General features: G+C 35.0%; 20 protein-coding genes and 1 pseudogene. 7 read left to right on the forward strand and 14 right to left on the reverse strand.

Annotated elements, in window-relative coordinates:
• Positions 1–4: 4 nt before the first annotated feature.
• The 8 genes from LNP27_RS09385 to LNP27_RS09415 form a co-directional block, all read right to left on the reverse strand.
• Positions 5–853: a nucleotidyl transferase AbiEii/AbiGii toxin family protein gene (locus LNP27_RS09385; protein WP_229941387.1), complete on the reverse strand. Its 849-nt coding sequence runs from the start codon at positions 851–853 to the stop codon at positions 5–7.
• Complete coding sequence (locus tag LNP27_RS09390; protein ID WP_229941388.1) at positions 843–1838, reverse strand: type IV toxin-antitoxin system AbiEi family antitoxin; 996 nt, start codon at positions 1836–1838, stop codon at positions 843–845. Before LNP27_RS09390 ends, LNP27_RS09385 begins: the two co-directional genes overlap by 11 nt.
• A 416-nt stretch (positions 1839–2254) precedes the next feature.
• On the reverse strand, positions 2255–4357 hold the full coding sequence (locus tag LNP27_RS09395; RefSeq protein WP_229941389.1) for a VapE domain-containing protein: 2103 nt from the start codon (positions 4355–4357) through the stop codon (positions 2255–2257).
• Between the two features lie 97 nt (positions 4358–4454).
• Positions 4455–4736 (reverse strand): helix-turn-helix domain-containing protein, encoded by a 282-nt coding sequence (locus LNP27_RS09400; RefSeq protein WP_011964270.1) that lies wholly within the window; start codon positions 4734–4736, stop codon positions 4455–4457.
• Positions 4737–4825: 89 nt separating this feature from the next.
• Positions 4826–5734 (reverse strand): hypothetical protein, encoded by a 909-nt coding sequence (locus tag LNP27_RS09405; RefSeq protein ID WP_229941390.1) that lies wholly within the window; start codon positions 5732–5734, stop codon positions 4826–4828.
• A gap of 249 nt (positions 5735–5983) precedes the next feature.
• Positions 5984–7201, reverse strand: coding sequence for a site-specific integrase (locus LNP27_RS09410; RefSeq protein WP_229941391.1), 1218 nt, complete (start codon positions 7199–7201; stop codon positions 5984–5986).
• A gap of 732 nt (positions 7202–7933) precedes the next feature.
• On the reverse strand, positions 7934–8056 hold the full coding sequence (locus LNP27_RS15260; protein WP_255673695.1) for a hypothetical protein: 123 nt from the start codon (positions 8054–8056) through the stop codon (positions 7934–7936).
• A 124-nt stretch (positions 8057–8180) separates the two neighbouring features.
• On the reverse strand, positions 8181–8429 hold the full coding sequence (locus LNP27_RS09415) for a helix-turn-helix domain-containing protein (RefSeq protein ID WP_229941392.1): 249 nt from the start codon (positions 8427–8429) through the stop codon (positions 8181–8183).
• Between the two features lie 980 nt (positions 8430–9409).
• Here LNP27_RS09415 and LNP27_RS09420 point away from each other — a divergent pair.
• The 3 genes from LNP27_RS09420 to LNP27_RS09430 are packed head-to-tail and all read left to right on the forward strand — an operon-like array spanning position 9410 to position 16532.
• Entirely contained in the window at positions 9410–12475 is a 3066-nt protein-coding gene (locus LNP27_RS09420; protein ID WP_229941393.1) for a SusC/RagA family TonB-linked outer membrane protein, read from the forward strand.
• A 17-nt stretch (positions 12476–12492) separates the two neighbouring features.
• Positions 12493–13920, forward strand: coding sequence for a RagB/SusD family nutrient uptake outer membrane protein (locus LNP27_RS09425; protein ID WP_229941394.1), 1428 nt, complete (start codon positions 12493–12495; stop codon positions 13918–13920).
• Positions 13920–16532, forward strand: a complete 2613-nt coding sequence (locus tag LNP27_RS09430; RefSeq protein WP_229941395.1) for a S9 family peptidase — start codon at positions 13920–13922, stop codon at positions 16530–16532. The genes LNP27_RS09425 and LNP27_RS09430 overlap by 1 nt, the downstream gene beginning before the upstream one ends.
• Before the next feature lie 43 nt (positions 16533–16575).
• On the opposite strand, the gene LNP27_RS09435 is transcribed toward LNP27_RS09430, so the two are convergent.
• The 3 genes from LNP27_RS09435 to LNP27_RS09445 form a co-directional block, all read right to left on the reverse strand.
• Positions 16576–16839 (reverse strand): DUF6520 family protein, encoded by a 264-nt coding sequence (locus LNP27_RS09435; protein ID WP_229941396.1) that lies wholly within the window; start codon positions 16837–16839, stop codon positions 16576–16578.
• An 88-nt stretch (positions 16840–16927) separates the two neighbouring features.
• Positions 16928–18457 (reverse strand): MauE/DoxX family redox-associated membrane protein, encoded by a 1530-nt coding sequence (locus tag LNP27_RS09440; RefSeq protein ID WP_229941397.1) that lies wholly within the window; start codon positions 18455–18457, stop codon positions 16928–16930.
• A gap of 98 nt (positions 18458–18555) precedes the next feature.
• Complete coding sequence (locus LNP27_RS09445) at positions 18556–19461, reverse strand: helix-turn-helix domain-containing protein (RefSeq protein ID WP_229941398.1); 906 nt, start codon at positions 19459–19461, stop codon at positions 18556–18558.
• A gap of 564 nt (positions 19462–20025) precedes the next feature.
• Between LNP27_RS09445 and LNP27_RS09450 the strand changes: the two genes are divergently transcribed.
• On the forward strand, positions 20026–20793 hold the full coding sequence (locus LNP27_RS09450) for a hypothetical protein (RefSeq protein WP_132109420.1): 768 nt from the start codon (positions 20026–20028) through the stop codon (positions 20791–20793).
• Positions 20794–20833: 40 nt separating this feature from the next.
• Complete coding sequence (locus tag LNP27_RS09455) at positions 20834–21025, forward strand: hypothetical protein (protein WP_132109421.1); 192 nt, start codon at positions 20834–20836, stop codon at positions 21023–21025.
• 229 nt (positions 21026–21254) lie between these two features.
• On the opposite strand, the gene LNP27_RS09460 is transcribed toward LNP27_RS09455, so the two are convergent.
• From LNP27_RS09460 to LNP27_RS15340, 3 genes and pseudogenes are all read right to left on the reverse strand, one after another.
• Positions 21255–22370: an IS91 family transposase gene (locus tag LNP27_RS09460; RefSeq protein ID WP_229941399.1), complete on the reverse strand. Its 1116-nt coding sequence runs from the start codon at positions 22368–22370 to the stop codon at positions 21255–21257.
• A complete protein-coding gene (locus LNP27_RS09465; RefSeq protein WP_229941400.1) occupies positions 22349–22999 on the reverse strand; it encodes a tyrosine-type recombinase/integrase in 651 nt (216 codons plus the stop codon). The genes LNP27_RS09460 and LNP27_RS09465 overlap by 22 nt, the downstream gene beginning before the upstream one ends.
• A 57-nt stretch (positions 23000–23056) precedes the next feature.
• Positions 23057–23323 (reverse strand): annotated as a pseudogene (locus tag LNP27_RS15340) (hypothetical protein); the annotation flags it as partial.
• Between the two features lie 309 nt (positions 23324–23632).
• Here LNP27_RS15340 and LNP27_RS09475 point away from each other — a divergent pair.
• Together LNP27_RS09475 and LNP27_RS09480 are read left to right on the forward strand one after the other, a co-directional pair.
• A complete protein-coding gene (locus tag LNP27_RS09475) occupies positions 23633–24649 on the forward strand; it encodes a DNA cytosine methyltransferase (RefSeq protein ID WP_229941401.1) in 1017 nt (338 codons plus the stop codon).
• 2 nt (positions 24650–24651) lie between these two features.
• Positions 24652–25635: a BsuBI/PstI family type II restriction endonuclease gene (locus LNP27_RS09480; RefSeq protein WP_229941402.1), complete on the forward strand. Its 984-nt coding sequence runs from the start codon at positions 24652–24654 to the stop codon at positions 25633–25635.
• Positions 25636–25820 lie beyond the last annotated feature (185 nt).

A 25820-nucleotide genomic window follows, 5' to 3' on the forward strand; every position in this document is an offset into this window, starting at 1 on the left:
TTTGTTATTTTTTTAATTGATTTACGATTATTTGAATACATTCATATAATTCATCGAATTGTAAACCTGTGTGTGTTTCTATCATTTGATTTAAAAGTACGCTCCCTTCTTTCTTTTCTAGTTCAACATTTAGCGTGGCAATTAAAAAATCTAGAAGCTTTGCATTATCTTTAACTAACTCTTTTAGATCAATTCCTATTAAACTTGAACTAGCTTTAAGTTCAGTATAATTTTCAATATCATATACTTGATCATAATATTCTGTTGCTGCTCTTTCATCATTAATATTTAAATAGTTCTTCATAATGAAGACTAAGTCATCAGCATCTTTATTTACTTTTTGATTTCGGTCTCTCCAGGCAACAATTTTTAAAAGGAAGATGCCTATTAGGTTTACTACATCAAATTCAATTTCATCATCTAATGTTACAGAAACAGTTGCTTTTTGAACTTCATTAAAGCCTAATACAGTCATTGCGAAGTCTTGGTCTGGAGGCCAATAGATTTTATCATTTTCCTCCATTATATCTCCATACGGAACAATATCTAATTCAAATTTATCCAAATATAAAAACCTTTGTTTTTGATTTTTATCCTTAGAAAAATTATCAAGTTTAGTAAGTTCTTCTGAAATTTCTTTGAACTTTTCCCATTTATCAATAGTAATTGCAATATCAATATCTTGAGTTCTTCTTCCTGATTGCTCACCATTTATTTCTAAAATAATATCTCTTGCTGTTGCACCTATAACAAAAAATTTAACTCCTTCTTTTTCAAAAAAAGGAATTAATTCTTCGAGTAAAGGCTTCAATAATGGATGCTCTATTTTTTCGCTACTTATTTTATAACTCATTTTCTAATATCATTTTAGCAGCTTCTATATTTCTACTGTTATTTGTTCCCATTAAATCGGCATAAACAACCAGAGATGGTGCCAGATTATTATTAATTTTTGATAAACTTTCTAACCAACAAGTATTATAAATCTTAACATTACCGTTGTTATCAGGGATTAATTTTAACTCTTTGCCTAAATTTGTTAATTCCTCGTTTGAATAAATCGTATATTCCAGAGGTTTAAGGTAGTTTGTTATTTTTTCAGCAGCAGGTTCACCTCCGAAAAATATATTATTGTTTTTATTATTATTTACGGATAACCGTAATTGTTCAATATTTATAGCTTTATATGCTTTTCTAAACAATCTAGGCTTTAAGGTTTCATTGTACGCAATAAACCATCTTTCTATAAGTTCATCAATATTTTTAAGGATTCTTTTTTCTTTTGATTTTAAGATATAATTATTATTCTCTAATTCTTTCATTATTTGACTCACAGAACCTAACGCAATATTAGATTGATCAGCCAATGCTCTGTATGAAAAATCAAGAGATTCTTTATTAGTAATTAACAATAATATCAATTTCAAACCAGCTTCTTGAAATACTCTAGCTTGATTAACATTTTTAGGTTTGATATGTTTTTTTCCTTCAATAATTATCTTTAAATCTTTTGTGTTTATATAACAATTTCCTGCTACATCTAAATAATTGATTTTGTTTTCAATTAATGAATCTGCGACATCTTTTGCTATATATTCACCAACAAAAAGTGTGTTTTTATTGTTTATTATTGAATTCCTAAATTCATTTATTTGATTAATTATTATGCTCAAATTAGAATTTCTGGCGTTTTTCTTAGCTATACAATAAAACGTTTGATCATTGATTTGTATAACAGCGTCATAAGGCTTTCTGTTACTATCAATAGTAATTTCAGACTTTATAAGTTCTTGTAAATTAGAGAAGGCTTCGTAGACAAAATCATTATCCTTATACATAGTGTTCAATATTTATTAATGTTCATTGACAATGAACGTTCAAATATAATGAACATAATATTAACAAAAAAATTATTCTATGAAAAAAAACAACTTCAAATGTATTTAATATTAAAAAGGCAAGGAGGGTAAGGTAATTTGGGATAAAAGATTTTTTATTATTTTAAAAAATAAAAAACAGATTTATGTGGCTTTTCTGGCGCAAAGTGGAACTGCAACTTTATCGTTTTGCATTATTGTAGTCTTATGCTACCCGATTGTTTGAAATGGAAAAAAATAAAAAATGTTTGTTGTGTTTTTTGGTTACCCTGCCTGCCCTTTGAATTTAGTGCAAAATGGTAGAAAGAAAAGAAACAAAAAAAAGTGACTAAATATTGAATTTAGTCACTGATTAAATTGATTAGCACAGATAACAATTACTTTTGTTCTTCGTCTACAGTTTTGTTTTTATTGTCAACTTCTTCGTAGGTGTTTTCGATTAAAGCATATACTGCCAAGCCATTTTTTTTTAGTCTGATGAAGTTGTGTTTTTTTAATGCTTTCCCTAATTTGTTTATTGTTGCATCATTAATATTTATTTTAGCTTTTTCAGCAATTTTTGATGCTATCTGAGAAGCATTTAAAAAAATATTTGCTTTGTCTCTCTCGCAAGGTGAAAACCACGTTAACAATAATTCTTCTTCTGGGCTATGTAGTTGGTATTGTTCGTTATTTTCGGTGATGGATTTGATTTCTTCCTGATCAAACCAAAATCTAAAACCACTTTTAAAAAGAAACAAAGCTTGTGAAAAAGCCATATTAATATCCACATCGTGCTGGTATTTGATGCCTTCCAACTCGAAACAAAGAAACCTTCTACTTCCTGTACTATCGTTTAAGAACTGTGCTGTATTGACACTTCCAGCAAATGATGCGCGTCTTGGCATTGTTTCATTATTGTGTCCGTAGGCTTTTCTCATTCTGATTTGGGTTTTTGTAATGATTTCTTTGAGTGATCCAATTTCAGAACGGTTTAAATTTTCCAGCTCGTCCAAATTAATTAACATACATTCCGCTAGTTGTACCAATGTATCTTTATTGTTTGGGTTTATAGTACCGGAAAATAAATACTCTTTCAAAGGTTTTGGAACTAACTTTTCAACCCAAGTTGTTTTACCTAATCCTTGTTTGCCACTAAAGACAATTACAGTGTGATTGATTACTTTTTCATCTAGCACACATCCCACCATTGCCACCAACCATTTTTTGAAACATTGCTGCCAAAGGTCTTGTTTTGTGGTCGTTATTGTGTTGGCTAATTCGGTAATATAATCGGTCTTTTCATCATAAGTAGGCAAATTGAAAAAGTAATCTTCAAATGGATTGAACAGCTCACAAAAATCAGAATACAATAGATTTCTTAATGAAGATAAATTTGTTTTAATTCGACCTTTTAGACATTCGCGAAGCATTGAATTTTCAATAAAATCATTCATTACATTCCATTTCTTTTTGCCAAAATATTGAAACTCTAACTTACCTGAAACCATATTATGACGAAATACATATCTTGTTGATAAAAACAGCTCTAAACGGTCTATTTGAGTTGGTTTTGGTTTGTCTTCGTCGTCTTCATCAGTTGTATCTGTAATTGAAAAATTGGCTGCCTTTTTTGGTTTATTAGGTTGTTCAAATTTTTCATTTTTACCAAACTCGTGAATGTTACCATAGGCACTGTTTACTGCTTGTGTTACTTCCTTTTCATCATAGCCAAAATCTGTTAGAATATATCCTAGAGCTTCCTGTAATGCAATACCTTTTCGGTTTAGATTACACGCAAGTTGGTGTACGAATACGTTGCGACTACCATTCACGAATTGCACTTTTTTTTCAGTAAAATTTACGCAATGGTTGTAGATGGCATCGGTGTTGTCGGTTGTTGGTTGCACTTCGACAGGCTCAGTGTGACAAACGTTTTCAAGAGGCATCTCGACTGCGCTCGATGTGACAAAGGTTGAAGCGTTTTCATTTAGGTATAGATTTTCATCCCAGGAATAAAAACATAGTCTTGTTACATCTTTGCCTGATTTGTCGATTTCTAGTTTTAGAATACTTTCATAATGTGCTTGGACCAATAGAAATGCTTCTTTGTGATTTGCTTTGTCTGAATTTATTTTTACCAGAATTTTTAATCCGTTTCCAGATGGACTAATAAAACACGCATACGTGAACTCACTTTGTGCAGCTATCATCTTTGCATTTTGTAATTGTTCTTTGCTTAATTTGTCGATGTCGAGAATGATGCAATTTGAATATTCTGCCAAGAACTCCAATTTACGACCACCAACAAACTTACCTGAAGGTGTGAATGCCGGAAGTGATTTTTTGGCTTTGTTGTATGCTTCCTCTTTCTTTTCAGCCAGTGATTTACGCAAATAAATTATGCCGGGTTTGTACTTTCCTGTTTTGATTTCTTCTAAAATTGTTGGAATTGTTTTGTGTTCCACCACTTCGTTGAAATTCTTGAATATTGTTACCATAGTTTAGAGTTGATAGTTGTTGGTTGGCAGTTGTTGGTTCTCATTTGTGTGAAGTCTGCATTCACAAACTTCACAAGTTCCGTTGCAGCTGCTCATACTATCGTCCTTTAAATGATTTGTTGTAATGCTCCGTAAGGAGTTTTTCAACATCAGAAAGTTTGTAATAGATTTTGTTTCCCACTTGACTAAATGAAATTTTACCTTCGTCTCTCCAGGTTTGGGCTGTACGTTTTGAAATTTTCATCAATAATAGAAATTCTTGATTGTCCAGAAAGGTTTCTTTCTTAGGGTCAGCCTTGATAGAGATTTGGCTTTGAATTGTGTCTAATTTACTCATTAGATCTGTGAACTGGTCTTTTGTGAAGATAATTGCATCCATTTTTAAATGTTTTAAATTGTTATGGTGCAAATGTGAGAAGTAGTAAAAAGTCTTTTAGTCCCCACTTGGTCTCCAGGGGACCATTTTGTTTAAAGCAATTTGTCGATGTCCAGTCTTTTATGGGTGTTCGGACGTTTATCCTCTTTGGAAGGTTTGAGGATTGTTTTGACTGTTAGGGGACTTATTTCTTTACCCTCCTTATCCAAGAAGGAATTTACAATCCAATCCGCTAGATCGTTTGTGTTTTCGTCAATATAAGGTTTGCCATCAATAAAAAGTTCGCGATTTAATTGGTAAAACATATCTACTAATTGGTTTAGATTTCCATTGAATTTTAGTTTTTTGTTTGGATTTGGGCTGCTTAATTTTAGTTTTTGAGCTTCTTCAATTGCCGCTTGTATTTTTTGTAAGGCATAAATATTCTCTATTTCTTTGGTGCATTGTGCATCATAAAACGGTGTCTTTTGATTGATAAACTCAATATTAGCTTGTTGGTATTCAAACATTTCTTTTGTTAACAACAATATTTTTTGATTGTCATCATTGATATTATCCAACTGCTTTTTTATCTCATAAAATGAGAAATGACGGTCTTCACTTTCAGCATTAATGAATTTTTTAGGAGTTTTTACTACAGGTTCTTTTACTCTGGAAGATTGCAGCTCAGTTCGTTTTTTCTCGATTAAAAAATACAATTTATTGTATCTACTCATAGCTGTTTTGGAACTGAAAAAGGCTTCATTATTGGCTAATAATTTTTCGAGTTTACATATCCATATTTCCGGGTTCTTCACCTGGTTGAATTGATAATCGATAAATGCAGGAAATTGGGATTGTTTGAGTTCTAGAATTTTTGCAATTAAAGCATTGCAATAGTTTTGAATAGTGATTTTTTCTTCAACGATTATATCAAATAAAGGATTTCTGGCTAGAGCCGAAGGCACTGCCAATAATTCTACAAACGGAGCTGTTTGCATATTTTGATCCTTTGAATTCAAATTTTAATATGTTTTTTTTGGTATTCATTTAGTATTGAAAGGTAATTAAAAGCGGTTTTAAATTGGTTGCTTTTTGGAATTCCTAGTGTTTTCTACTGGAATTCGTTTATCACTCGTTTCGAATGCTTTAAAAATTACTTGTTTACTTTGTTGTAAAGTTATAAAATAAAAAAAATCCTTGTTAAAGGATTTTAGTTGAAGTTATTAACAATCGTTTATGGTCAATAAAATAGGTGCTTAACAGATTTTTTAAAAAATATAGTTGTCAACCGCTTTATCCAGTTCTTCGCTGATGATTTTGGCATATACTTGCGTTGTGCTGATGTCTCGGTGGTCCATCAATTTAGAAACGTGCTCAATTCTCATTCCATTATTTAAAGCATTGGTTGCAAAACTGTGTCTTGATAAATGGAAAGAAAGGTCGAAAGGGAGTTTTATTTTTGTCCCCAATTTTTTAAGATGCCAATTTGCCAATTTATTGAAAGCTGCTGTTTGAAAATAACGTTTTGCCTCGCTTTCCAAATAACCCTTTTTGTCGACAATAACCGGAAAGATAAAATCATCGTGATTGGCATTTTCTTTTTTGTATTTTTCTAAAATATCGATAGCCACTTTACCAATTTTAAACTGGTGTACTCTTCCAGTTTTACGAATGTGTTTGTTGATTTTATGTTCAGCTTCATTGTAATTAGAATATTGCATTTCGATAACATCACTAAAACGCAAACCTCCGGCATAAATAGAGAAAAGAAATAAATCTCTCCACATCATAGCTTTTTTTCCTTCTATGAGCTTTAAATTGGTTAAAGCATCAATCTGTACTTTATTAAGAAATAATCTTTTAGAAGAGCTGATTTTTAGGGTTATTTTGCTAAATGGAAACATAGTTTCGGGAATTACTTCTTCACGAATAGCATCCCTGAATATGGTTCCGAGCACAATTATGGAAAGGCGTTGCGTTGTATCTCCGTTGCCTAAAGTATCTCCTAAATGAAATTTATAGTCGTTTAATAGTGCTACCGTAATTTCATCAAAATACACATCCTTTGTTCCCATATATTTTTCAAATTTATCAACCTGAGAGGTGTATGCTCTGTAAGTGGAATAAGAAACAGTACTTTTGATTTTCTCTAATCTCTTTCTGGCATATTCAAAAAAGTTTGGCACTTCTTTTCCCTTTATGGCTTCTTTGAGCTTTTTAACCGATACGGTTTTTACTTTGCGTTCCATATCTGCAACCTGACCTTCAGCATCAGCGATCTTTTGAGATAATGCAGCATTCATCCGGGCACTGTTGGAATGGTTCTTTTTTACTTTCTGCTTTGCTTCATCCCACTCGTTCTCTTTTAGCTTCACTCCAGCAGTGATAAATTTCGTTTTTCTATCTTTTATAATTCGGATATACAAAGGGCTGTGTCCTGTTTGGTCTACCTGATGTGTTCTTAAAATTAGTTTTACTGATGCCATAATAATAGGAATTTAGAAATGTTATACTACTTTTGTAAAGTAATGCAAACGAGTGAAAGTGTTGTAAATAAAGGGTTTTCAATTGGGTGCATCGTGATACGAAGGTACAACATTGGGTACAACAAAACAAGTATTTCGTTGCTTTTTGTTGCTTAAATTTGCATTGTTCATTTTTATAAAGTCAATGAATACAACACTTTAAGTGCAAATGGGAGGGTTGAATGAAAAGTTGTAGATAACTTGTATATAACATCTACGAGTAACACTTTTTTTTAAGTTTTACAATATCTCAAGCTATATATTCTAGTTCGTAAATAAAGACTTTTAAAACTATTGTTACAATACCCACATTTAGTGATATTTTGACTTTAATTTAAGAATATAATAGTAAGCTAATTCTAATGCCGTATTTTTTTCATTTCTTTCTTCTAGTTCTCCAGCTATCATTATAATGCCTATTCCTCATACATTCATAAAACTTCCCTCTCAGATATAAACCTAAAACCCATACCACAACAAACCCAATGATTTCATACCATTCCATATTTTGAATCTTTAAGTAAGGTCAAAATAGGGGTTTAAATTTTTATATAATATGCATTTTGGGAATTTCGATATGCAATGTGGGAATATCTATAGACATAAAAAAAGATGCCTGAGCATCTTTCTACCTATTGTTTTCATATTTTGAGGATAACGTAACCCTTTAAATAATCACAAATCTACTATTTGTCACTTTCGTTTAGGCGGTTTTAATGAAGGTGTATTACCAGGAGTGTCTTTATTATCACGTTGGCGTTTGTCTGGCTGTCCTGTTGATGTTGCTGTTCTTTTTGGTCCTGGTTTAAGTGCCATAATTTCAGAGTTTTAAGTTGTTAAATCTAAATATATAAAAAAAGTCAGAATAATAAAAATGTACAATTAATTTCATGAAATCTTTGGCGATGGGTGCTTAGTTGTGGTATTTGCACTATCTAAACTATTCTTTTTCTAAATCTACTTTAAAATCAAAAAACTCCTTAGGCTGTATTTTAAGTCCATATGATAAATTAAGTATTGTTTCTAATGTTATATTTTCAGTTCCTTTTTCAATTTTACTAATAAAACTTGCGTCGAGATCACAATTTTCAGCAATCTTCCTATAACTTAAACCTTTCTGTTTTTTTATTTCTCCGAGCCTTTTACCAAATTGCAGTAAAAGTGCACTTTTTGTAGTTTCATTAATCATAGCCTATGTTTTAGGCAATTTCTTTAAATTTAAAGAAATTAATGTGGCAATATATTACCACGTTAATGTTTTTTAGTATATTTGTTTTATCATTACATTAAAGTAGTGTATTTTTGCGATTCTTCAAATACAATATTGAAGCATTCGCTTTGAATCTCGTTTCAGAAAACTGGTAATTTTAACACACGAGAAGATAAGTACTATGCTCACGTCCCATGGCGTGGGCTCACTTATTCGTGTGTAGGGTATACCAGTACCTTGATAGCGTTTAAGCTGAGTTCCATGCCATTTTTTATTTATAATGGGCTCAATACTTTTCTTAGATTCTTAGCACCTCTTCATTTTTTTTTATAGTCTCGCAGCAGTTCAAACCGCTAAAATCCGTATGCCTATGAAATAAATATAAAATATAACTTACTTAATGCCTGCGCTGTTTCTTTATTTTGAGTTAGTGTTTCAGTGCGGGCTCATTTTTAATTTTTAATTGTGAAAAAAAAAAGGAGTAAAGGAACAAAGGCGCAAATCCTAAAAATCAATCTTCCTTTTTTATATCACACTTACGCCACATTACCTTAGGAATACAACTGGGTTTATAACATCTGAATTATTATAATGAAATACTACAAACAAATACAAATAGGAATAATTTTACTTTTTATAGCAACGATGTTCATGTGGCTTTATGGTTGAGATAGTTTCACCGAAGCTGATCTTCTAAAGTCATATTGTGAGGAGCAAAGAGGCCATTTTTATTTTAAATTTTGAATTTTAAATTGGGGTAAATAATAAAAATATAAATCTAACTAAAATCATGCCTATGATAGAATAATAATATTGCAGTTGCTTTTCGTCGTATCTCGAAATGAGATTGCTTCGTGCCTCGCAATGACATAACAAAAAAAGGCCCTCCAACCGTCTGGACAACTGCATAGAGGACCAATGCTAACAAAACTAAAGTTTCATTTAACTATACCAATATTATGAATAAATTTTCATTTTACAAGGGTAAATGGTGGATTCCTATTTTTCTATGGGTTTACCTTATTCTTACACCACTATTTTCTTACGGTTCGATATGTGTCGTAAATTCAAAATTCGAAAGTCATAAAGTAATTCCCTCGACTGCGCTCGGGATGACACAATCTATTGTAATTACCGGAACGGTAACTGACAGTCAGGGTGTACTGCCTGGTGTTACTGTATCGGTTCAGGGAGAATCAACAGTCACCATTACCGATTATCAAGGTAAATATGGCATAACGGCCACGGCCACTGATATTCTTGTTTTTTCTTTCGTAGGGTATACCACCTTAAATATTCCTATAGCTGGACGCACTATAGTTAGTGTACATCTACAAGAGGATGCCACCCAACTGCAGGAAGTGAAAATTAATGCTGGTTACTATTCCGTTAAAGAAAGCGAGCGCACCGGAAGTATTGCGAAAATTACATCAAAAGATATTGAAATCCAGCCTGTAACGAATGTTCTTGCTGCGATGCAAGGGAGGATGGCAGGGGTGCATATTACACAACAGACCGGAACTGGTGGAGGAGGGTTTAACATCCAGATTCGCGGACAGAACAGCGTAAGAAGAGGCGGCAACTCACCTTTGTACATTATTGACAATGTGCCGTATTCAAGTGAGGAAATTGGGAACGGAATGTCGATGTCGGTGATGTCGATGAATACTAATCCGCTAAACAGCATAAATCCAACCGATATTGAAAGTTTGGAAGTTCTTAAAGATGCGGATGCAACTGCCATCTATGGATCTCGTGGTGCGAACGGAGTGGTATTGATTACGACCAAAAAAGGAAAGAAAGGCAAGACCCGTTTTAGTGCGTCGGTAGCACAAGGTAGGGGAAGCGTTCCACATTTTATGAAAATGATGAACACGGAACAATACCTTGCTATGCGTGCAGAAGCATTTGCGAACGACGGCATAGCGGAATATCCGGAAAGTGCCTATGACATTAATGGAACTTGGGACCAAACCCGATCTACCAACTGGCAGAAAGAATTAATGGGAGGCACTTCAAAAATTACCAACATTAACGGCTCTATCTCCGGAGGTTCAGAGCAAACCCAATTTATGGTATCTGGAACTTATGGAAAGGAAACAACCGTGCTCCCTGGTGATTTTGGTTACAACCGTGTTAATGCGAGGACAAGCATTAATCACGCATCGGCTGACCATCGGTTTAAGATTGCTTTTACGGGTGGCTATGGTATACAAGATAACAACCAACCCTCGACCGATCTTACCACGGAGGCTTGGCGACTAGCTCCAAACGCTCCGACGCTTTATGATGCGGAAGGGAATCTTAATTGGGAAAACAACACTTTTGAAAATCCGCTGCGCTACTTAAAAGGGTTATCGAAATCTAACACCTACGACCTTGTTGCCAATACAACACTTTCCTATAATTTACTCGACAACCTTGAAATAAAAAGCAGTTTTGGGTATACCGACCTAAACCATCATGAAAGCAGTACTTTTCCCTCGACAATGTATAACCCATCCTTTGGGATTGGTAGTGAAACTTCCCGTATTTTTTATACCGATACCAAAAGGAACTCGTGGATTATCGAACCACAACTGAACTGGAAACCTACCTTGGGGGCTGTGAAAACAGAGTTGCTGCTAGGAAGCGCTTTCCAACGTCAAAATAATAGATCTCTTTCAGTTCAGAGCAGTGGCTTTTCCAACAACAGCATGATTTATAATCCCGCTGCGGCCACAAATACTTCGATTCTTGGCTTTGACGAATCAGTATACAAGTATCAATCGTTTTTTGGCCGTGCTAATTTTAACCTAAAAGAACGCTATATCATTAACCTCACGGGAAGGCGAGACGGTTCAAGCCGTTTTGGTGCTGGTAAACGTTTTGCATGGTTCGGAGCCGTAGGAGCAGCGTGGCTTTTTTCGCGTGAGAAATTATTGCAGGACAATAATGTGCTGAGTTTTGGAAAGCTTCGTGCCAGTTATGGGACAACAGGAAATGACCAGATTGGGAATTACCAATTCCTGAATACGTACACGCCATCAAATGCCAATTATGACGGAGTAATCGGTCTGCAACCCTCACGTTTGTATAATGCTAGTTTTGGGTGGGAAACCAACAAAAAACTTGAAGTAGCGTTAGAGACCGGATTTTTGAAAGAGCGAATCTTTCTGACCGCGGCATGGTACCGCAACAGATCTTCCGATCAATTGGTTGGAATACCGTTGCCGGGAACTACGGGTTTTACTGAAATACAGTCGAATCTTAATGCTTTAGTTGAGAATCGCGGGGTAGAACTAACCTTGCATACTGTAAATGTGAAAACTACTGGTTTTAACTGGAGTACCACAATCAATTTTTCGGCTTCAAAAAACAAGCTGCTCTCGTTTCCAAACCTTGAAAGTTCTACCTATAGTAATTCGTATGTGATTGGGCAGCCATTGAATATTGTAAAAGTATATCATTATACCGGCATTGATCCTGCAACGGGTATTTACACTTTTGAGGATGTAAATGGAGATGGTATATTGACAGAGCCCGCAGACAAGCAGACCGTGAAAGACTTAAACCCGGCTTATTTTGGAGGAATTCAAAATACGTTGCGGTTTCAAAGATGGCAATTTGATTTCCTCTTCAATTTTGTAAAGCAACAGAATTATAATGTACCACGAACGATGGGAGTTGCCGGCACGATGAACAACCAAAGCATCGCTATAGTTGACCGCTGGCAATCTCCGGGAGATATAGCTTCTTCACAAATATATACTTCGGGCGCAAACGGCACAGCTGAAAATGCCCTTTACAATTATGCAGCCAGTGACGCAGGGATAACAGATGCATCATTTATAAAACTCAAGAATGTTTCCATCAGTTATGAATTTCCAGAGCGGTGGCTTAAAAATGTTAACTGCAAGGCAACTGTTGAAGCGCAAAACGTGTTCACTATTACTGGCTATAAAGGGGCTGATCCTGAATTTGCCGGTTATGGATTTTTGCCGCCATTGCGCATTATCACCGCGGGATTACAATTTAACTTTTAACCTTTAAAGAAAGAGATATGAATACCAACAAATTTTTTAATCCGTATTGTACCAAAAAAGCAAGGGTTTATAGGATTCTTTCCGGCGTGACCCTTTTGTTTATTATGTTCTGGTTTACCAGTTGCGATGACTTTACAGCGATTGATACGCCAGTATCACAACTAAACACCGTTGCTGTTTTTGAAGAAAAAAACACCTCATATAGTGCGATGGCAAATGTTTTTGCGCAAATGCGCGACAATGGAATGCTAACCGGAAAAACTACTGGAATGCAGAAAGAAATGGGATTGTATGCCGATGAACTCACCTGGTATGGAAACAGTGCTCAGAGTTCGGCTAATTTCTTCACTAATACGCTCATTTCGACACATCCCACTTTAGCCATCTGGTGGAATAACAGCTATAGCCAGATCTACGCGGCCAATGCTGTAATTGAGGGTGTAGCAGGATCGACAACACTCTTGCAAGTTGATAAGGATCAATTGACAGGAGAGGCAAAATTTGCCAGAGCATTTGTTCATTTTTATGTTTTACAACTTTGGGGCAGTGTGCCTTACGTTACCGGAACTGATTATATGTATAATAGTACCGTTAAACGTTTGCCCGCTGCTGAAGTATATGCAAAGATTATTGAAGATTTAGAATCTGCCATTACGTTGTTGCCGGAAGAATATACAAATCCGACACGAGTTCGACCGAATTTGTACGCAGCGCAAGCCTTATTGGCAAGAGTCTATCTGTATGCCGGAATGTTGCCTGAGGCAGCCAACAGTGCGTCTACAGTACTGAATAAGACTGATACCTATACATGGGTCACTGAACTCAATACTGTGTTTTTAAAAGGAAGTACAGCAACCATTTGGCAATATGCGCCAAGAACACCAACAAGAAATACCGATGAAGGAACCACTTTTATATTTAATGCGGGTCCGCCCAATTCCGTGGCGTTGACTAACTCCTTAGTGAATACATTTGAGGCAGGCGATCAACGCAAGGCTAAATGGATTCGATCAATAAGTAAAGGCAGTACCACTTGGTATCATGCTTATAAGTACAAGAAAACAGGTAGTAATACCCCCCAACTTGAATTTTCTGTAGTGTTGCGTCTTGCTGAAATGTATCTTATTCGCGCTGAAGCCCGAGCAAGACAAGGTGAACTTACCAATGCTAAAGATGACCTAAATGTAATCAGGAATACTGCTGGTCTTGGAAACACAACCGCTGTTACCCAAGATGAAATACTTGATGCTATACTGCATGAGCGACGAGTGGAATTGTTTAGTGAGTTTGGCCACCGTTTCTTTGATTTGAGACGTTTTAATGCACTAGATCGGACACTATCGGGTGTTAAAGGGGATTGGAACAATACTGATAACTTGTTACCACTGCCACAGACCGAGTTGAACCTGAACCCTAACATTGGGCCTCAAAATTCTGGTTATTAATGAAGGCTCTATTTTATAGTATTGGACGTACCTTTTTAGATAGATGTCGGCCTTCGTGTTTTTTGTTTCTTTTTTTTGCATTGGTTTCCTGCCCTTTGATGGGGCAGGGGTTACAAAAGAAAGCTGTAACAAGAGAAGATTATCCACTGTGGCATTATATGGATGCCGAAGCGATTTCTGATGATGGAAATTGGATTAGCTACCGTAACTATTATGATGTCACTGATTCGTTATTTGTTAAACACCGAAAGTCTGCCAAACTTTATAGTTTTGCAAAGGGAAAAGACGGGGCTTTTATAGCTAATCATTTCGTTTGCCAGACCCCTGACAGCATTGTTCATATTGTTTCGTTGCAGAATGGAGTTGAAAGGAAATTGAGAAATGTTAAAGCATTTACGGTTTCTAAGGCTTTTATCGTTACAACGGAGTACGGTGAAATCGGGGATTTGTTATCCGTTTATACTTTAGATGGTGTTTTGTTACGCACTGATACTGATGTAGAATCTTTTTCTGTAAGTCCTGACACTAAATTTATTGCAGTGGCGGTGAAAAGAGAAAATACCTATCAAGAACTTCTGGTAAATATGGAAGATATTAAAAAGCAAAAAATCATAGCTAAAAGTGAAAAAAGAGGACCTTTCCTAAACCCTAGCTGGTCAGAAGACAGTAAAGCAATTGCTTTTATGAATTACAATGAAAAGGAATCAAATCTTTTTTATTACAATTTAGCTGAGAAAAGACTTGTAACGTATTCTACCAATGCTATTGAATTCCCCAAAACCATGAATCTAATACCGTCAAGGAAATTAACGATATCGAAGAACAACAAGCGTGTTTTCTTTAAAATAAAGCAACGGAAGGAACTTGACATTGTGCGTAAAGAAAATGACGTACAGATATGGAATGCAGCGGACAAAAATATTTATCCCAGTCATATTGTTACAGAGGGGTATTCTAAAAACCCGAAGCAGGTTATGTGGGAACCCGATACCGGTCGCTTCTTACAGTTTACGGATTCAATACAGCCTTATGGCGCATCTGCTGGGGACGAAAGCTTTGCTTTAACATTTAATCCAAAAGACTATGAACCACAGAGCAAGTCGGTACCTGACAAGGATGTGTATATTAAAAATCTTACTACCGGACAAAGTAAATTAATGCTTCGCAGGCATGTTGGTGGTGACTTCAATCTTCTAGTTTCGCGGAATGGAAAATATATCAGTTATTTTAGGGATGGGCATTGGTATGTTTATGATGTTGCACAAGGAACTCATACATCAATCAGCAGTAATTTACCGTATACCTTAAGCTTTCAAAGTCTTACTGAGAAAGAGGAAAATGGCTACGGTAATCCCGGATGGACGGTCGAAGGCGAATGTTTGTTGTATGATCAATTCGATATCTGGAAAGTTCAATCAGACGGATCTAATCCCGTAAGGTTAACACAGGGTCGTGAGCAGGGAATCATTTTTAGGATTGTAGCACAAAGTAAAGAGCAAACACCAACTATAGCCGACAGGATATTTACTAATGCAGAATTTGACCTTAAGAACTCACTGCTTTTAAGTGCGAGAGCTGTTGATTATTCCTTCAATGGGTTTTACTTATTGAAGCCAGGAAAGGGAATGACAAAAATATGCTATGTGAATAAAAGTGTGACCGGAATAATGAAATCTGAACGAGGTGATTATGCATGGGTGGAAGAAGATGTAGACCAGCCCCGACGTATCATGGTTGGTAAAGTTGACGGTAAATTTACTGCTGTAGTTGACAGCAATAAACAGCACAAAGAATTTCACTGGACCAAATTGCAGGTAATACATTATAAAAATTTAAAGGGAGAATCACTACAAGGACTTTTGTATTATCCATCAGGTTACGATAAAAATAAGCGCTATCCCATGATAGTACACCTTTATGAAAAGCAATCGTACCAAAGGCATTCCTATGTTAATCCTACTATGACGAATGAAGATGGTTTCAACATCAGCAATCTGACTGCTAAAGGGTATTTCGTTTTGCTTCCAGATATTACCTATGAAGTTGGCAATGTTGGATTTTCAGCATTAGAATGTGTAGAAGCCGCAGTAAAAGAGGTGAAAAATTTAGCTCTAATTGAGGATGCAAAAATCGGTTTAATTGGGCACTCTTTCGGAGGCTCTGAAACAGATTTCATTATCACCCAAAGCAATTTGTTTGCGTGTGCAGTAGCAGGATCCGCTACCACGAATTATTTAAGTTCCTACTTATCCGTTTCCCAAATTTTACAGATTCCAAACTTTTTTAAAATGGAATATGGCCAGGCTAGGATGAAATCATCTCCGTACGAGAATATGGAATGGTATCTGAAGAATTCGCCGGTTATTCATGCTGCAAATGTTAAAACTCCACTATTATCCTGGACCGGGTTGAAAGATCCGCAGGTAGAACCGAGGCAAAGCTTTGAATTTTATATGGCGTTGCGACGATTGGGTAAAACTCATATCATGCTTGCTTACCCTAATGAGGGACATGGTATGGAAAAGAAAGAAAATGCAATAGACCTAACAACAAAAATTGAGGAATGGTTCGATCATTACCTTAAGGGTAAGAAGGCTCCGATATGGAAATAGTAACAAAGCAGTCCCAAGGGACTGCTTTGTTTTTTTTAACTACTTATGGTTTGTAACCGGTAAGTACACACTCGTCATTACCGTCCATAATTTTTAATTGTGCTCCGGTACTTACTTGCCCCACTCGACAAACAATACCGTTGTTCACATTACTACAATCATTTTTTTGTTCACAATCCGTACCTTGAGCATTGTGAGGAATAAATCCCGGTACGAGACCTGAACTTCTTTTTGCTGATGCATCCGTACTGAATGCACTGGTTGCTGCCGCAACAATTACCAGCATTGGTACAATTAATTTTTTCATGATATAAAAAATTTGTGGTTATGGCTTACTCTGTTTACAGGTTTTCAGCCTTTTCCCTGATACCGGCCGGGTATATTTTTAGTTATGTTCATTTTGATTTTTTATACGGTACTTCATAAGTATCAGTTATCTTTTTGCTAATTCTATTTACAGAAAGGTACTTTCCGGAAAGTGCATATAATTTATTACCATTAACCCGAAAGCTTGTCATTTCGTAGTTGTCGATATTATAAATGTATATGGTACCAACGTAGGTTCCATTTGTAAGGTTGTAAACATCTACAATTGAAGCTTCTTTTAAAATCCTGTTGTCCTCATATCTGCCAATACGCTGAGATTTGATGAACAATAAATTATTATATACTGCTGAGGTTTTATTGATAATCAAAGGTGGTTTTGACATTTGCTTTTCGCCACTTGTCATTTGAGAAACCTGAATTTGTGCGACTTGTACTGTGTCAATCGTTTTTCCCTGAGCAGTCATTTTCATTGTCGGACTGATGGATAAATATTGATTTCTATAATAAAAGATATAGGTTAACTTGCCAAGTTGGTTGTTGTAGTGCAGCATACCGTCGGTATCAAAAATACCGTCCACTTGTTTTTTAAGTACGTTTGTATTTTCCGCGATTATTCTTTTTTCATTCAAGCCGTACGTCACCAACCTGTTGTTCTTTTTAATATAACTAGTAAGCCTTAATGCGACAGTTGAAGAATCTATTGGTTCAGCTATTGTAAAATACGGTATTTTTCCTAACTGGCTTGTGGCTTTCCAATCCTTCATTTTTCCTTTAAATATTGAACGTACTGTTCCATCTGTCACGAAAAAGTATGGAGAAACTATCTTTAACTTTATATCCCTAAAAGGAAGTTGAGGTTGATCAAGCTTCACTTTTACGCGATTTTTTGATTTTAATGCAGTATCAATTTTTGTAATATACAGCGGTGTACTATAATTCCCCAAGTAGATTGTGTCCTTATCAAAACCTGCAAAATAATACGAGTTTATCGCGAGGTCATATTTGTTATATGCCGCTTCAGCGTGGGACGGAAAGCGGCGAATAAAATTATTTCGTTTGTGGATAATGTCTTCAGAAATTAGAAACAGCACTACTACTGAAGTTATACTTAAAGCAGCAGCAACAGTTACTGTTATTGAAAATTGTAGGGTTTTCATTTTTGTAAGCCAATATCTTTGGTCCGAAAAGGTGAGTATAAGCCCTAAAAGAGCTAATAAAATAAATATTATATTGAATATCAGGTGCTCATTCCAACCAAGATCCTGTAAAATTCCACCACAGGAACACGGGATATTTGAACTAAAATTTAAGATGATGAAAATATAAGCTGTAAAGGCAATCATTAGACAGAAAGAAGCAAATAACCCACTAATCCTCCATCGTGGAAAAATTAACATTAGAACTATTATCAACTCTAAAACGGGTACACCAATAGCGACATAACCTGCAAATGCGCTCAGTAATGGAGATTGACCAAGTTTAATTCTAAAATCATGGTAATCCAGAATTTTACTAATTGCAGCATATGTAAAAAGGAATGCGTACAAATAGCAAATTGCTAAAATAATATTATTCTTTAAATTTGTTGGTGATTTCATTTTGTGTTAGTTTGATACTGTAAAATTGTAAATAAAAAACTTATAACATTATGCAAATCAGGCATTTCGTTATTCAAAAATAAAATAACGCAAAAGTATTAGGGTTGAAGATCTTCTTCAGGTCTCGAAATGTCACTTGGTTTGTAGCCAAATCTTTTTTTGAAGGCTTTGTAGAAATTAAGATAGCCCTTAAAGCCATTCAGATATGCAATTTCTTTTAAAGAAACGGAGGTTTGCCGGATCATTACATGTGCTCTTTTCAAGCGTTCTTCTTGATAAAAGTTATAGACACTGGTTTTAAAAAAGGTTCTAAAACCATTTTTTAATATGTGTTCTTCAATAGCAAACATTTGTGCCAAGTGATGTAATGTGGGTAAAGGTTCATCCAGATGGCTTAAAATATATTCATGTAAATTATGTACTGCAGTCACTTCATTGTGTTTGCGAATTTTTGAACCAGATAGACGGTCGTTAATGTCAAGCATCTCTTGAAGTATGGTTGATACTGAACTTACAATTATTTCATCGCTATATAGTAATCGAGATACTGTGCAAAATGACGGTAGCAGGTGATTATCACCAGTAATTAAAATTAATTGCAAAGTAGTGTTGTAATGGGGGTTTTTATCTAATTCAACAAGAATGCCGTTCCAAAGATCTTTCGATTGCTGAGCGATCAATTTTCCAAAATCGGTATTGACAATTGTATCCGGTTTATATTTAAGAGTGAGTGGTACCTCATTATTAAAACTCAGTAAAATAAAATCATTATTCAATACAAATGTTAATTGAATTAGATTTTGGTACAGATAGTAAGCACTGATATAGCCTGATGCCAGATTTATTTTTTGGAGATCTTCCGCAATTTTATTTAATGTGACAGCAATACTTTTTAATTCATCATTGCTATTATCCTGGATGCGGATGGTCATATTTCCACTTGCCATTTCAAACAGCATTTGGTAAATACGTTTAATCCGGACCTGATTAAATTGGTCTGACATAATTATATTATTTGAAGTGATTTGCTGGAGGAAGAAAAGGAAAAACCTTTGCAAACCTATCTAAATAAATTATACGAAGCTAAAAGTATGGTGTGCAATTCGGGAATTGAATAGGTGTTTTTTAGTTAAAAGTGAGTGGTAAATCGTTTTTTAATTCCATAATCAAAGAGTAATTCTCGATGCGTTTTAAAGTTGGGGTATGGAGTAATTGTTATGTGGCTTTTACTTCTTTTCCAGAGATGGAAGGTTTATGAGTTTAGGAGGGATTATAATAAAAATGATAGTTGGAAGAGTAGGAGGAAGGAATAGAAAGATGCTAGGAGGTGTCATTTTTTGTTTTATGCCGATGTGGGATACATATCAGTTGGGTATCCAAATAAATAGTTCTTTTGATTATTTGTAATAAAAACTTTATATCTATATTTGTTCAAAACGGACAATCAATAGCGACAATCAACCCAATTTTGAGTGTATAGTCGCTACTTTATAGCGAGTATAAGCAAGTTATGGGCAAGTTGACCGGAACGCAATAAAATCACTATAAAAACCAAAACGTCTGAACCAATGGAATATCCAGAAATTTTTGTAAAAAAAGCAAAAGAATGTAAAAAAACAGAAACCTATATTGGAACAGGTAATCCAAATGGCAAAATTTTAATTGTTGGTAAAGAAACAGCAACAGACACTGAAAACAAAGCAAATGGAAACGAACTGTACGTAAGATTTCAAAATGAAATGCTTCAAGATTTCAAGGAGAATGCTATTAAATGGAATTTAAATATAGAAAATCTAGTTAATGTAGATTCTTTACCAAATTGGATTGGAGGAAAAAATTCTCCTTTGACTTCAAATCCATTGTTCCCTTTTAAAAGTTTACATCCTAAGGAATTGAGAGAAGGTCAAACTTGGAGTAAATATCAAAAGCTACACGATTTAATATTTTTAAACGATTTATCATTAATAAAAGAAAAACAGATTGATTTTCACAATAATTTCTTTTTGACAGAGATGAATAGTTCACCCGCAAAATTCACAAAAGATGCTGACAAGAGCGGAATTCCAAATAGAAAACAATTTTTCAAAGAAAGTGATTTTTTTCAAAATTTTCCTGTTGTCATATTAGCTTGTAGCAATTATATCAATGGTAATGAAATCGAAGAGATTTTCAATGTGAGTTTTGATAAACAATGTGGAGTTGAAAAGCAATTATTTTGGACACATTATAATTCTGATAAAACAAAATTGGTAATTCATACAAGACAATTAAGCACAAATGTTTCAGACAATTTGTTGATAGAAATTGCTAATGAAGTTCGCAATTTCTTAAAATAAAAATTAATTAAAACCGATTAAACAAATAAAACACATTATTATGGCAGTTTATAAATTAAAAGCAAAGGGAAGTTACGGGAACATGTCTAAAGGATATGAATTTCAAGTTATTTCTTCAACAATTCCGACTCCAAATGCAACTGACATCGAAAAAGAAATTGAACGATTAGGTTTTAATTCACAAGCAAAATCATATAAAAGTGCTGGGAATTTTGAAGTAACAAAACTGTAACTAAAAACACAACCTGCCCATAACAGCTAGGGATTCGTTGGGTGCGAAGCACCAACAATGAAGCACGTGTTGAACGGAACCGGTCACTGGCAGGAACTATGGAATTATCGCAAAATTAATTGAGGAATATTTAGAGGATTTAGTATCCTCTTTTTTTTTGGAGTATTTTTTCAGTTGGTTTTAATCTGTTTTACGTCACAATAGAACATAAGTTCCCTTACCCATAAAATTAACTTTCACAGGAAGTAGCACTTTGGCTACCGCCAAGATACCAAGCAGGCGGACCACGCTGGTCAAAAACCGCTATTCGGTGTAAATTCCCAGTTTTACAACACGGACATTTGGGTAAAAAGGGCTTTTTTTCTACTTTTTCCAATGTTTTAACCTTGAGTTTCTCCTGCAAAAGTTTCAACTTTTGGCGCTTCCAGCTGCTACTCAAAAAGCCATAATGACGGATTTTTACAAAACGTTTGGGCAAAACATGCAATGAAAACCGCCTGATAAATTCCCCGTGAGTGAGCGTCATTTGCTTCTTTGCTCCCGCTACCCGATAATCCTTGTAATCAAAAGTGACGTTTTGATTGTCGATATTTTTTATTCGATGGTTGCTAATGGCGATTTTATGGGTGTATCTTCCTAAATATTCTACCACAGTCTTTGGACTTCCAAAAGGCTTCTTTGCAAAAACTACCCAAGGTTTTCTCCATAATTCTTGACGTATTTGTTCGTATTTAATCGGCTCTTTTGCTTTGAGTTTTTCGCAATATTTCGCCTTAAAAACTTTTGATAAAGCTTTTACTGGAAACAAGAATTTACCATCCATTCTGCTATTTTGCCATTTCCCTTCTTTATTCACTCCTCCACCAGGAACAATACAATGCAAGTGCGGATGCAAACTCAATTGCTGTCCCCAAGTGTGCAAAACGGCTATCATTCCAGTCTGTATATCCTTGGTTTTACCAAATTGTCCTAGCGTTTCCCAAGTCGCTTCAAACAAAATGTCATAAACCATTTTGGGCTGATGAATTGCTAAAGAATTAATACTATCTGGCAAGGTAAAAACCACATGAAAATAAGGTACTGGCAAAAGCTCAGTGGCTCTTGCCTGAATCCAATCTTCTCGCTTGTTACCCTGACACTTTGGGCAATGCCGATTGCGGCAACTGTTGTAACTGATCCTGATTTTTCCGCAACCATCACAGGCATCAATATGGCCACCTAGTTCTGATGTTCTACAGCGTTTTAGGGCAGATAAAGTTCGGAGTTGCCAAGTGTTTAATCCTAAAGTTTCAATTCTTGTTCCAAGCTTTCTCAGCACATCGGCTACTTCAAACCTGGGCTGCATTGAGCAAAAAGAGTATCAAGCGGACTAAATTTTTGTTGGCTCTCTAATTGAGCAATCTGCAAATATTCTATGGTTGTTTCTATATTTTGATGTCCCAAAAGGTCTTTGAGCGTTATGATATCCATACCGTCTTCAAGCAAATGTGTGGCGTAGGAATGGCGTAGTGTGTGTACATGAACTTCTTTGATAATCCCAACGGCTTTGGCGACTTGTTTTACCGCCCATTGTACGCCGCGCTGGCTGTATCGATTGTCAAAATCGCCTCCAGATCGCTCTATCGGCTGACCATTAAAAAGATACTCTTTGGGTTTTTCGGCTTCAATATATTTCTTTAATCCTCGGATTAAATGAACCGAAAGGGGTACATAACGGTCTTTCTTTCCCTTGCCCTGTACCACTTTGAGTTGTTTTCTATCAAAATCTAAATCTTGTAAACGCACCGAACGTGCTTCCATACAACGAAGTCCACAGCCGTAAAGCAAACCGATAAGGACTTTGTGCTTGAGCAATTTAGCCCCTTGGAGCATCGCCCAAACTTCAGCTTTACTGAGTACTACAGGAAGTTTTTTCTCGTGTTTTATAGAAGGTAAACGTAAGTATTCATAAGCTAACCCCTCCGATTTTAGCAAAAATCGAAGACCGTAAACAGTGTGTTTAAAATAGGTTTGTGAAGGGGTTTTCGACTTTTTTTGTAGATAAAAAAGGTAGTCATGTATTTGCTCAGGGTCCAATTCGGTGGGAATCTTCCCAAAATACAAAGCAAGAGAAGCTACATGGAGCGAATAATTTCTAAAAGTACTTGGGCTTCGTCCTAAAACCGAAATGGTGCGCTCAAATCGATCTATTAGTTCCTCAAAACCCGGAACTTCTCGCCTGGCTTGGTTGAGAATATTGTTTTCTCTTAAGGCATCAGGATGCTTTTTTTTGTAGTCATAATAATAGATTTTAGTTATCTTTGAAAAGTACTACTTTTTCGGTTTCGCGCTACCGAAGGTTTAGTTCAACACTCGTTTGGCAATAGAGCAAACTTTAGTGGTAGCATCGTGTTTACGTTTATAATTTAATTTTGTAGTTTCCGAAAAATCTCGGTTTTAATTTTTGCTCCATCGCCAAGCGAGATAACGTTGTGTGTAATGCTAAAAAACTTTGTGGTAAATTCACTAAATCATTACATTATAATTCTTAACAATTTAGTTGAAAACTCATAAGTAATAGACTTTTTATCTTCTTATTTTTTAACTAAATTTGACAAAAATCATTTAATGAATTATATAGACCACATAAACACTATACTTAAGCCACAAATAACTGAAAAAGAAGTTGTACTTGACTTATTTGCAGGTTGTGGAGGTTTATCATTAGGTTTTGAAGCTGCTGGTTACAAAACTATAGGTTTTGAAATGGAAATTGCTGCCTCTGAAACTTATAAAAAAAATCTTGTGGGAGAATGTCATGCAATAAAACTTGACCTATCATTTGAATATCCTAAAGCTGACATTATAATAGGCGGACCACCTTGTCAACCATTTAGTGTTGGAGGAAATCAAAAAGGGATTGAAGATGCAAGAGATGGATTTCCGTTGTTTATTGACGCTGTTCAAAAATTGAAACCAAAAGTTTTCATGTTTGAAAATGTACGTGGGCTTTTATACTCTAATAAATGGTACTTTGAAATAGTTATAAAAGAACTTCAAAAGTTAGGTTACTTTATTGATTATAAACTATTAAATGCTGTTAACTTTGGCGTTCCACAAAATCGTGAAAGACTTTTTGTTATTGGACATCGAAGTAGGTTTGATTTTCCAAAACACAACCCAAACAAAGTTACTGTCGGTGAAGCTATTGGAGATACAATGCATACAACTCCACCTGAAAGTAAATTTTTCACGGCTTCAATGGATACTTATGTTGCAAAATATGAAAAAGCTTCTTCGTGTGTAAATCCAAGAGATTTATATCCTACTAAACCTGCAAGAACATTAACATGTAGAAATCTTGCTGGTGCAACTGGTGATATGCAACGTGTAAGACTTGAAGACGGAAGACGTAGAAGATTATTACATAACGAAGCTGCAAGGCTTCAAAGTTTTCCAGATTGGTTCGAGTTTGTCGGTAATGAAACTCAACGATTTAATCAAATTGGTAATGCAGTTCCTCCGCTTTTGGCTTATCAAATAGCATTAGCTTTAAAGGAATGTTACCAAAGGGAAGATCAATTTTCACCAGAAGAAATTTTAGAAAAAAAAATACAAGCTAACAATATGCTTACTCTATTTTAAATATGAAAAACTACATCACCAAAAGCAAGAAATCTAGATCGGTTAAAAAAATTATTGACGAAGCTCTTGATATTTTAGAAAGTGTTGGAATTCCTCTAAATACGAAAACTGAAAGAGGGATGGAAAAAATGGCAGTTTGCTTTTTAGCTGTTGCAGGTGTAAAAAAAGATTGGAGTAAAGCGATAGAAAATGCTAATCTTAAATCACGTGACATTATAAATATTGTCAATGAGAACTTTGAAGAAAACATCTCTCCAGGTTCTTATGACGACATTAGAAGAAAAGATTTAAAACTTCTTGTTTTAGCTGATATTATCATTAATAGTGGTGTAAATAAAGGTTCAGCAACAAATGATCCAACTAGAGGCTATGCTTTACATCCTGACTTCAAAAATCTAATTACAACATATAAAACAACTGATTGGAAAAACTCCTTAAAAATTTTTAATGAAAATAAACCTAGTTTAGCAGAAATACTTTCAAGAAAAAGAAATCTTGAGCAAATTCCTGTAAAACTTCCTGACGGTAAGCCTCTTGAACTATCACTTGGAGAACATAATGTTTTACAAAAAGAGATTATTGAGCAATTTTTACCACGTTTTGGTAGCGATTGTTCCGTTCTTTATATTGGTGATACTTCTAATAAATCTTTACACATGGAAATAGAAGAATTGAAGAAACTTAATTTCTTCGAACTATCGCATGATGAACTTCCAGATATCATTGCATATAGCAAGAAAAATAATTGGCTTTATCTTATTGAAGCTGTTCACAGTTCTGGACCAATGAGCGAAATTCGGGTTCACCAATTGAAAAAACTTTTAAAAGACTCTAAAGCGGAATTAATTTTTGTAACGGCTTTTCTTGACAGAGCTCAATTTAGAAAATGGGTAATGGATGTTGCTTGGGAAACCGAAGTTTGGATTGCTGACAATCCAGATCATATGATTCATTTTAATGGACATAAATTTTTAGGAGCATATTAATCAAACAGAAGCACTACACACAACAGCTAGGGATTCGTTGGGTGCGAAGCACCAACAATGAAGCACGTGTTGAACGGAACCGGTCACTGGCAGGAACTATGGAATTATCGCAAAATTAATTGAGGAATATTTAGAGGATTTAGTATCCTCTTTTTTTTTGGAGTAGTTTTTCAGTTGGTTTTAAT

This window comes from Flavobacterium galactosidilyticum (assembly GCF_020911945.1).
Lineage (GTDB): Bacteria > Bacteroidota > Bacteroidia > Flavobacteriales > Flavobacteriaceae > Flavobacterium > Flavobacterium galactosidilyticum.

Excerpts from the sequence above, each read along its gene's own strand:
- LNP27_RS09385 (WP_229941387.1), bottom strand. The coding sequence starts at position 853 with ATGAGTTATAAAATAAGTAGCGAAAAAATAGAGCATCCATTATTGAAG.
- LNP27_RS09390 (WP_229941388.1), bottom strand. The coding sequence starts at position 1,838 with ATGTATAAGGATAATGATTTTGTCTACGAAGCCTTCTCTAATTTACAA.
- LNP27_RS09395 (WP_229941389.1), bottom strand. The coding sequence starts at position 4,357 with ATGGTAACAATATTCAAGAATTTCAACGAAGTGGTGGAACACAAAACA.
- LNP27_RS09400 (WP_011964270.1), bottom strand. The coding sequence starts at position 4,736 with ATGGATGCAATTATCTTCACAAAAGACCAGTTCACAGATCTAATGAGT.
- LNP27_RS09410 (WP_229941391.1), bottom strand. The coding sequence starts at position 7,201 with ATGGCATCAGTAAAACTAATTTTAAGAACACATCAGGTAGACCAAACA.
- LNP27_RS15260 (WP_255673695.1), bottom strand. The coding sequence starts at position 8,056 with ATGGCACTTAAACCAGGACCAAAAAGAACAGCAACATCAACAGGACAG.
- LNP27_RS09415 (WP_229941392.1), bottom strand. The coding sequence starts at position 8,429 with ATGATTAATGAAACTACAAAAAGTGCACTTTTACTGCAATTTGGTAAA.
- LNP27_RS09420 (WP_229941393.1), top strand. The coding sequence starts at position 9,410 with ATGAATAAATTTTCATTTTACAAGGGTAAATGGTGGATTCCTATTTTT.
- LNP27_RS09425 (WP_229941394.1), top strand. The coding sequence starts at position 12,493 with ATGAATACCAACAAATTTTTTAATCCGTATTGTACCAAAAAAGCAAGG.
- LNP27_RS09430 (WP_229941395.1), top strand. The coding sequence starts at position 13,920 with ATGAAGGCTCTATTTTATAGTATTGGACGTACCTTTTTAGATAGATGT.
- LNP27_RS09435 (WP_229941396.1), bottom strand. The coding sequence starts at position 16,839 with ATGAAAAAATTAATTGTACCAATGCTGGTAATTGTTGCGGCAGCAACC.
- LNP27_RS09440 (WP_229941397.1), bottom strand. The coding sequence starts at position 18,457 with ATGAAATCACCAACAAATTTAAAGAATAATATTATTTTAGCAATTTGC.
- LNP27_RS09445 (WP_229941398.1), bottom strand. The coding sequence starts at position 19,461 with ATGTCAGACCAATTTAATCAGGTCCGGATTAAACGTATTTACCAAATG.
- LNP27_RS09450 (WP_132109420.1), top strand. The coding sequence starts at position 20,026 with ATGGAATATCCAGAAATTTTTGTAAAAAAAGCAAAAGAATGTAAAAAA.
- LNP27_RS09455 (WP_132109421.1), top strand. The coding sequence starts at position 20,834 with ATGGCAGTTTATAAATTAAAAGCAAAGGGAAGTTACGGGAACATGTCT.
- LNP27_RS09460 (WP_229941399.1), bottom strand. The coding sequence starts at position 22,370 with ATGCAGCCCAGGTTTGAAGTAGCCGATGTGCTGAGAAAGCTTGGAACA.
- LNP27_RS09475 (WP_229941401.1), top strand. The coding sequence starts at position 23,633 with ATGAATTATATAGACCACATAAACACTATACTTAAGCCACAAATAACT.
- LNP27_RS09480 (WP_229941402.1), top strand. The coding sequence starts at position 24,652 with ATGAAAAACTACATCACCAAAAGCAAGAAATCTAGATCGGTTAAAAAA.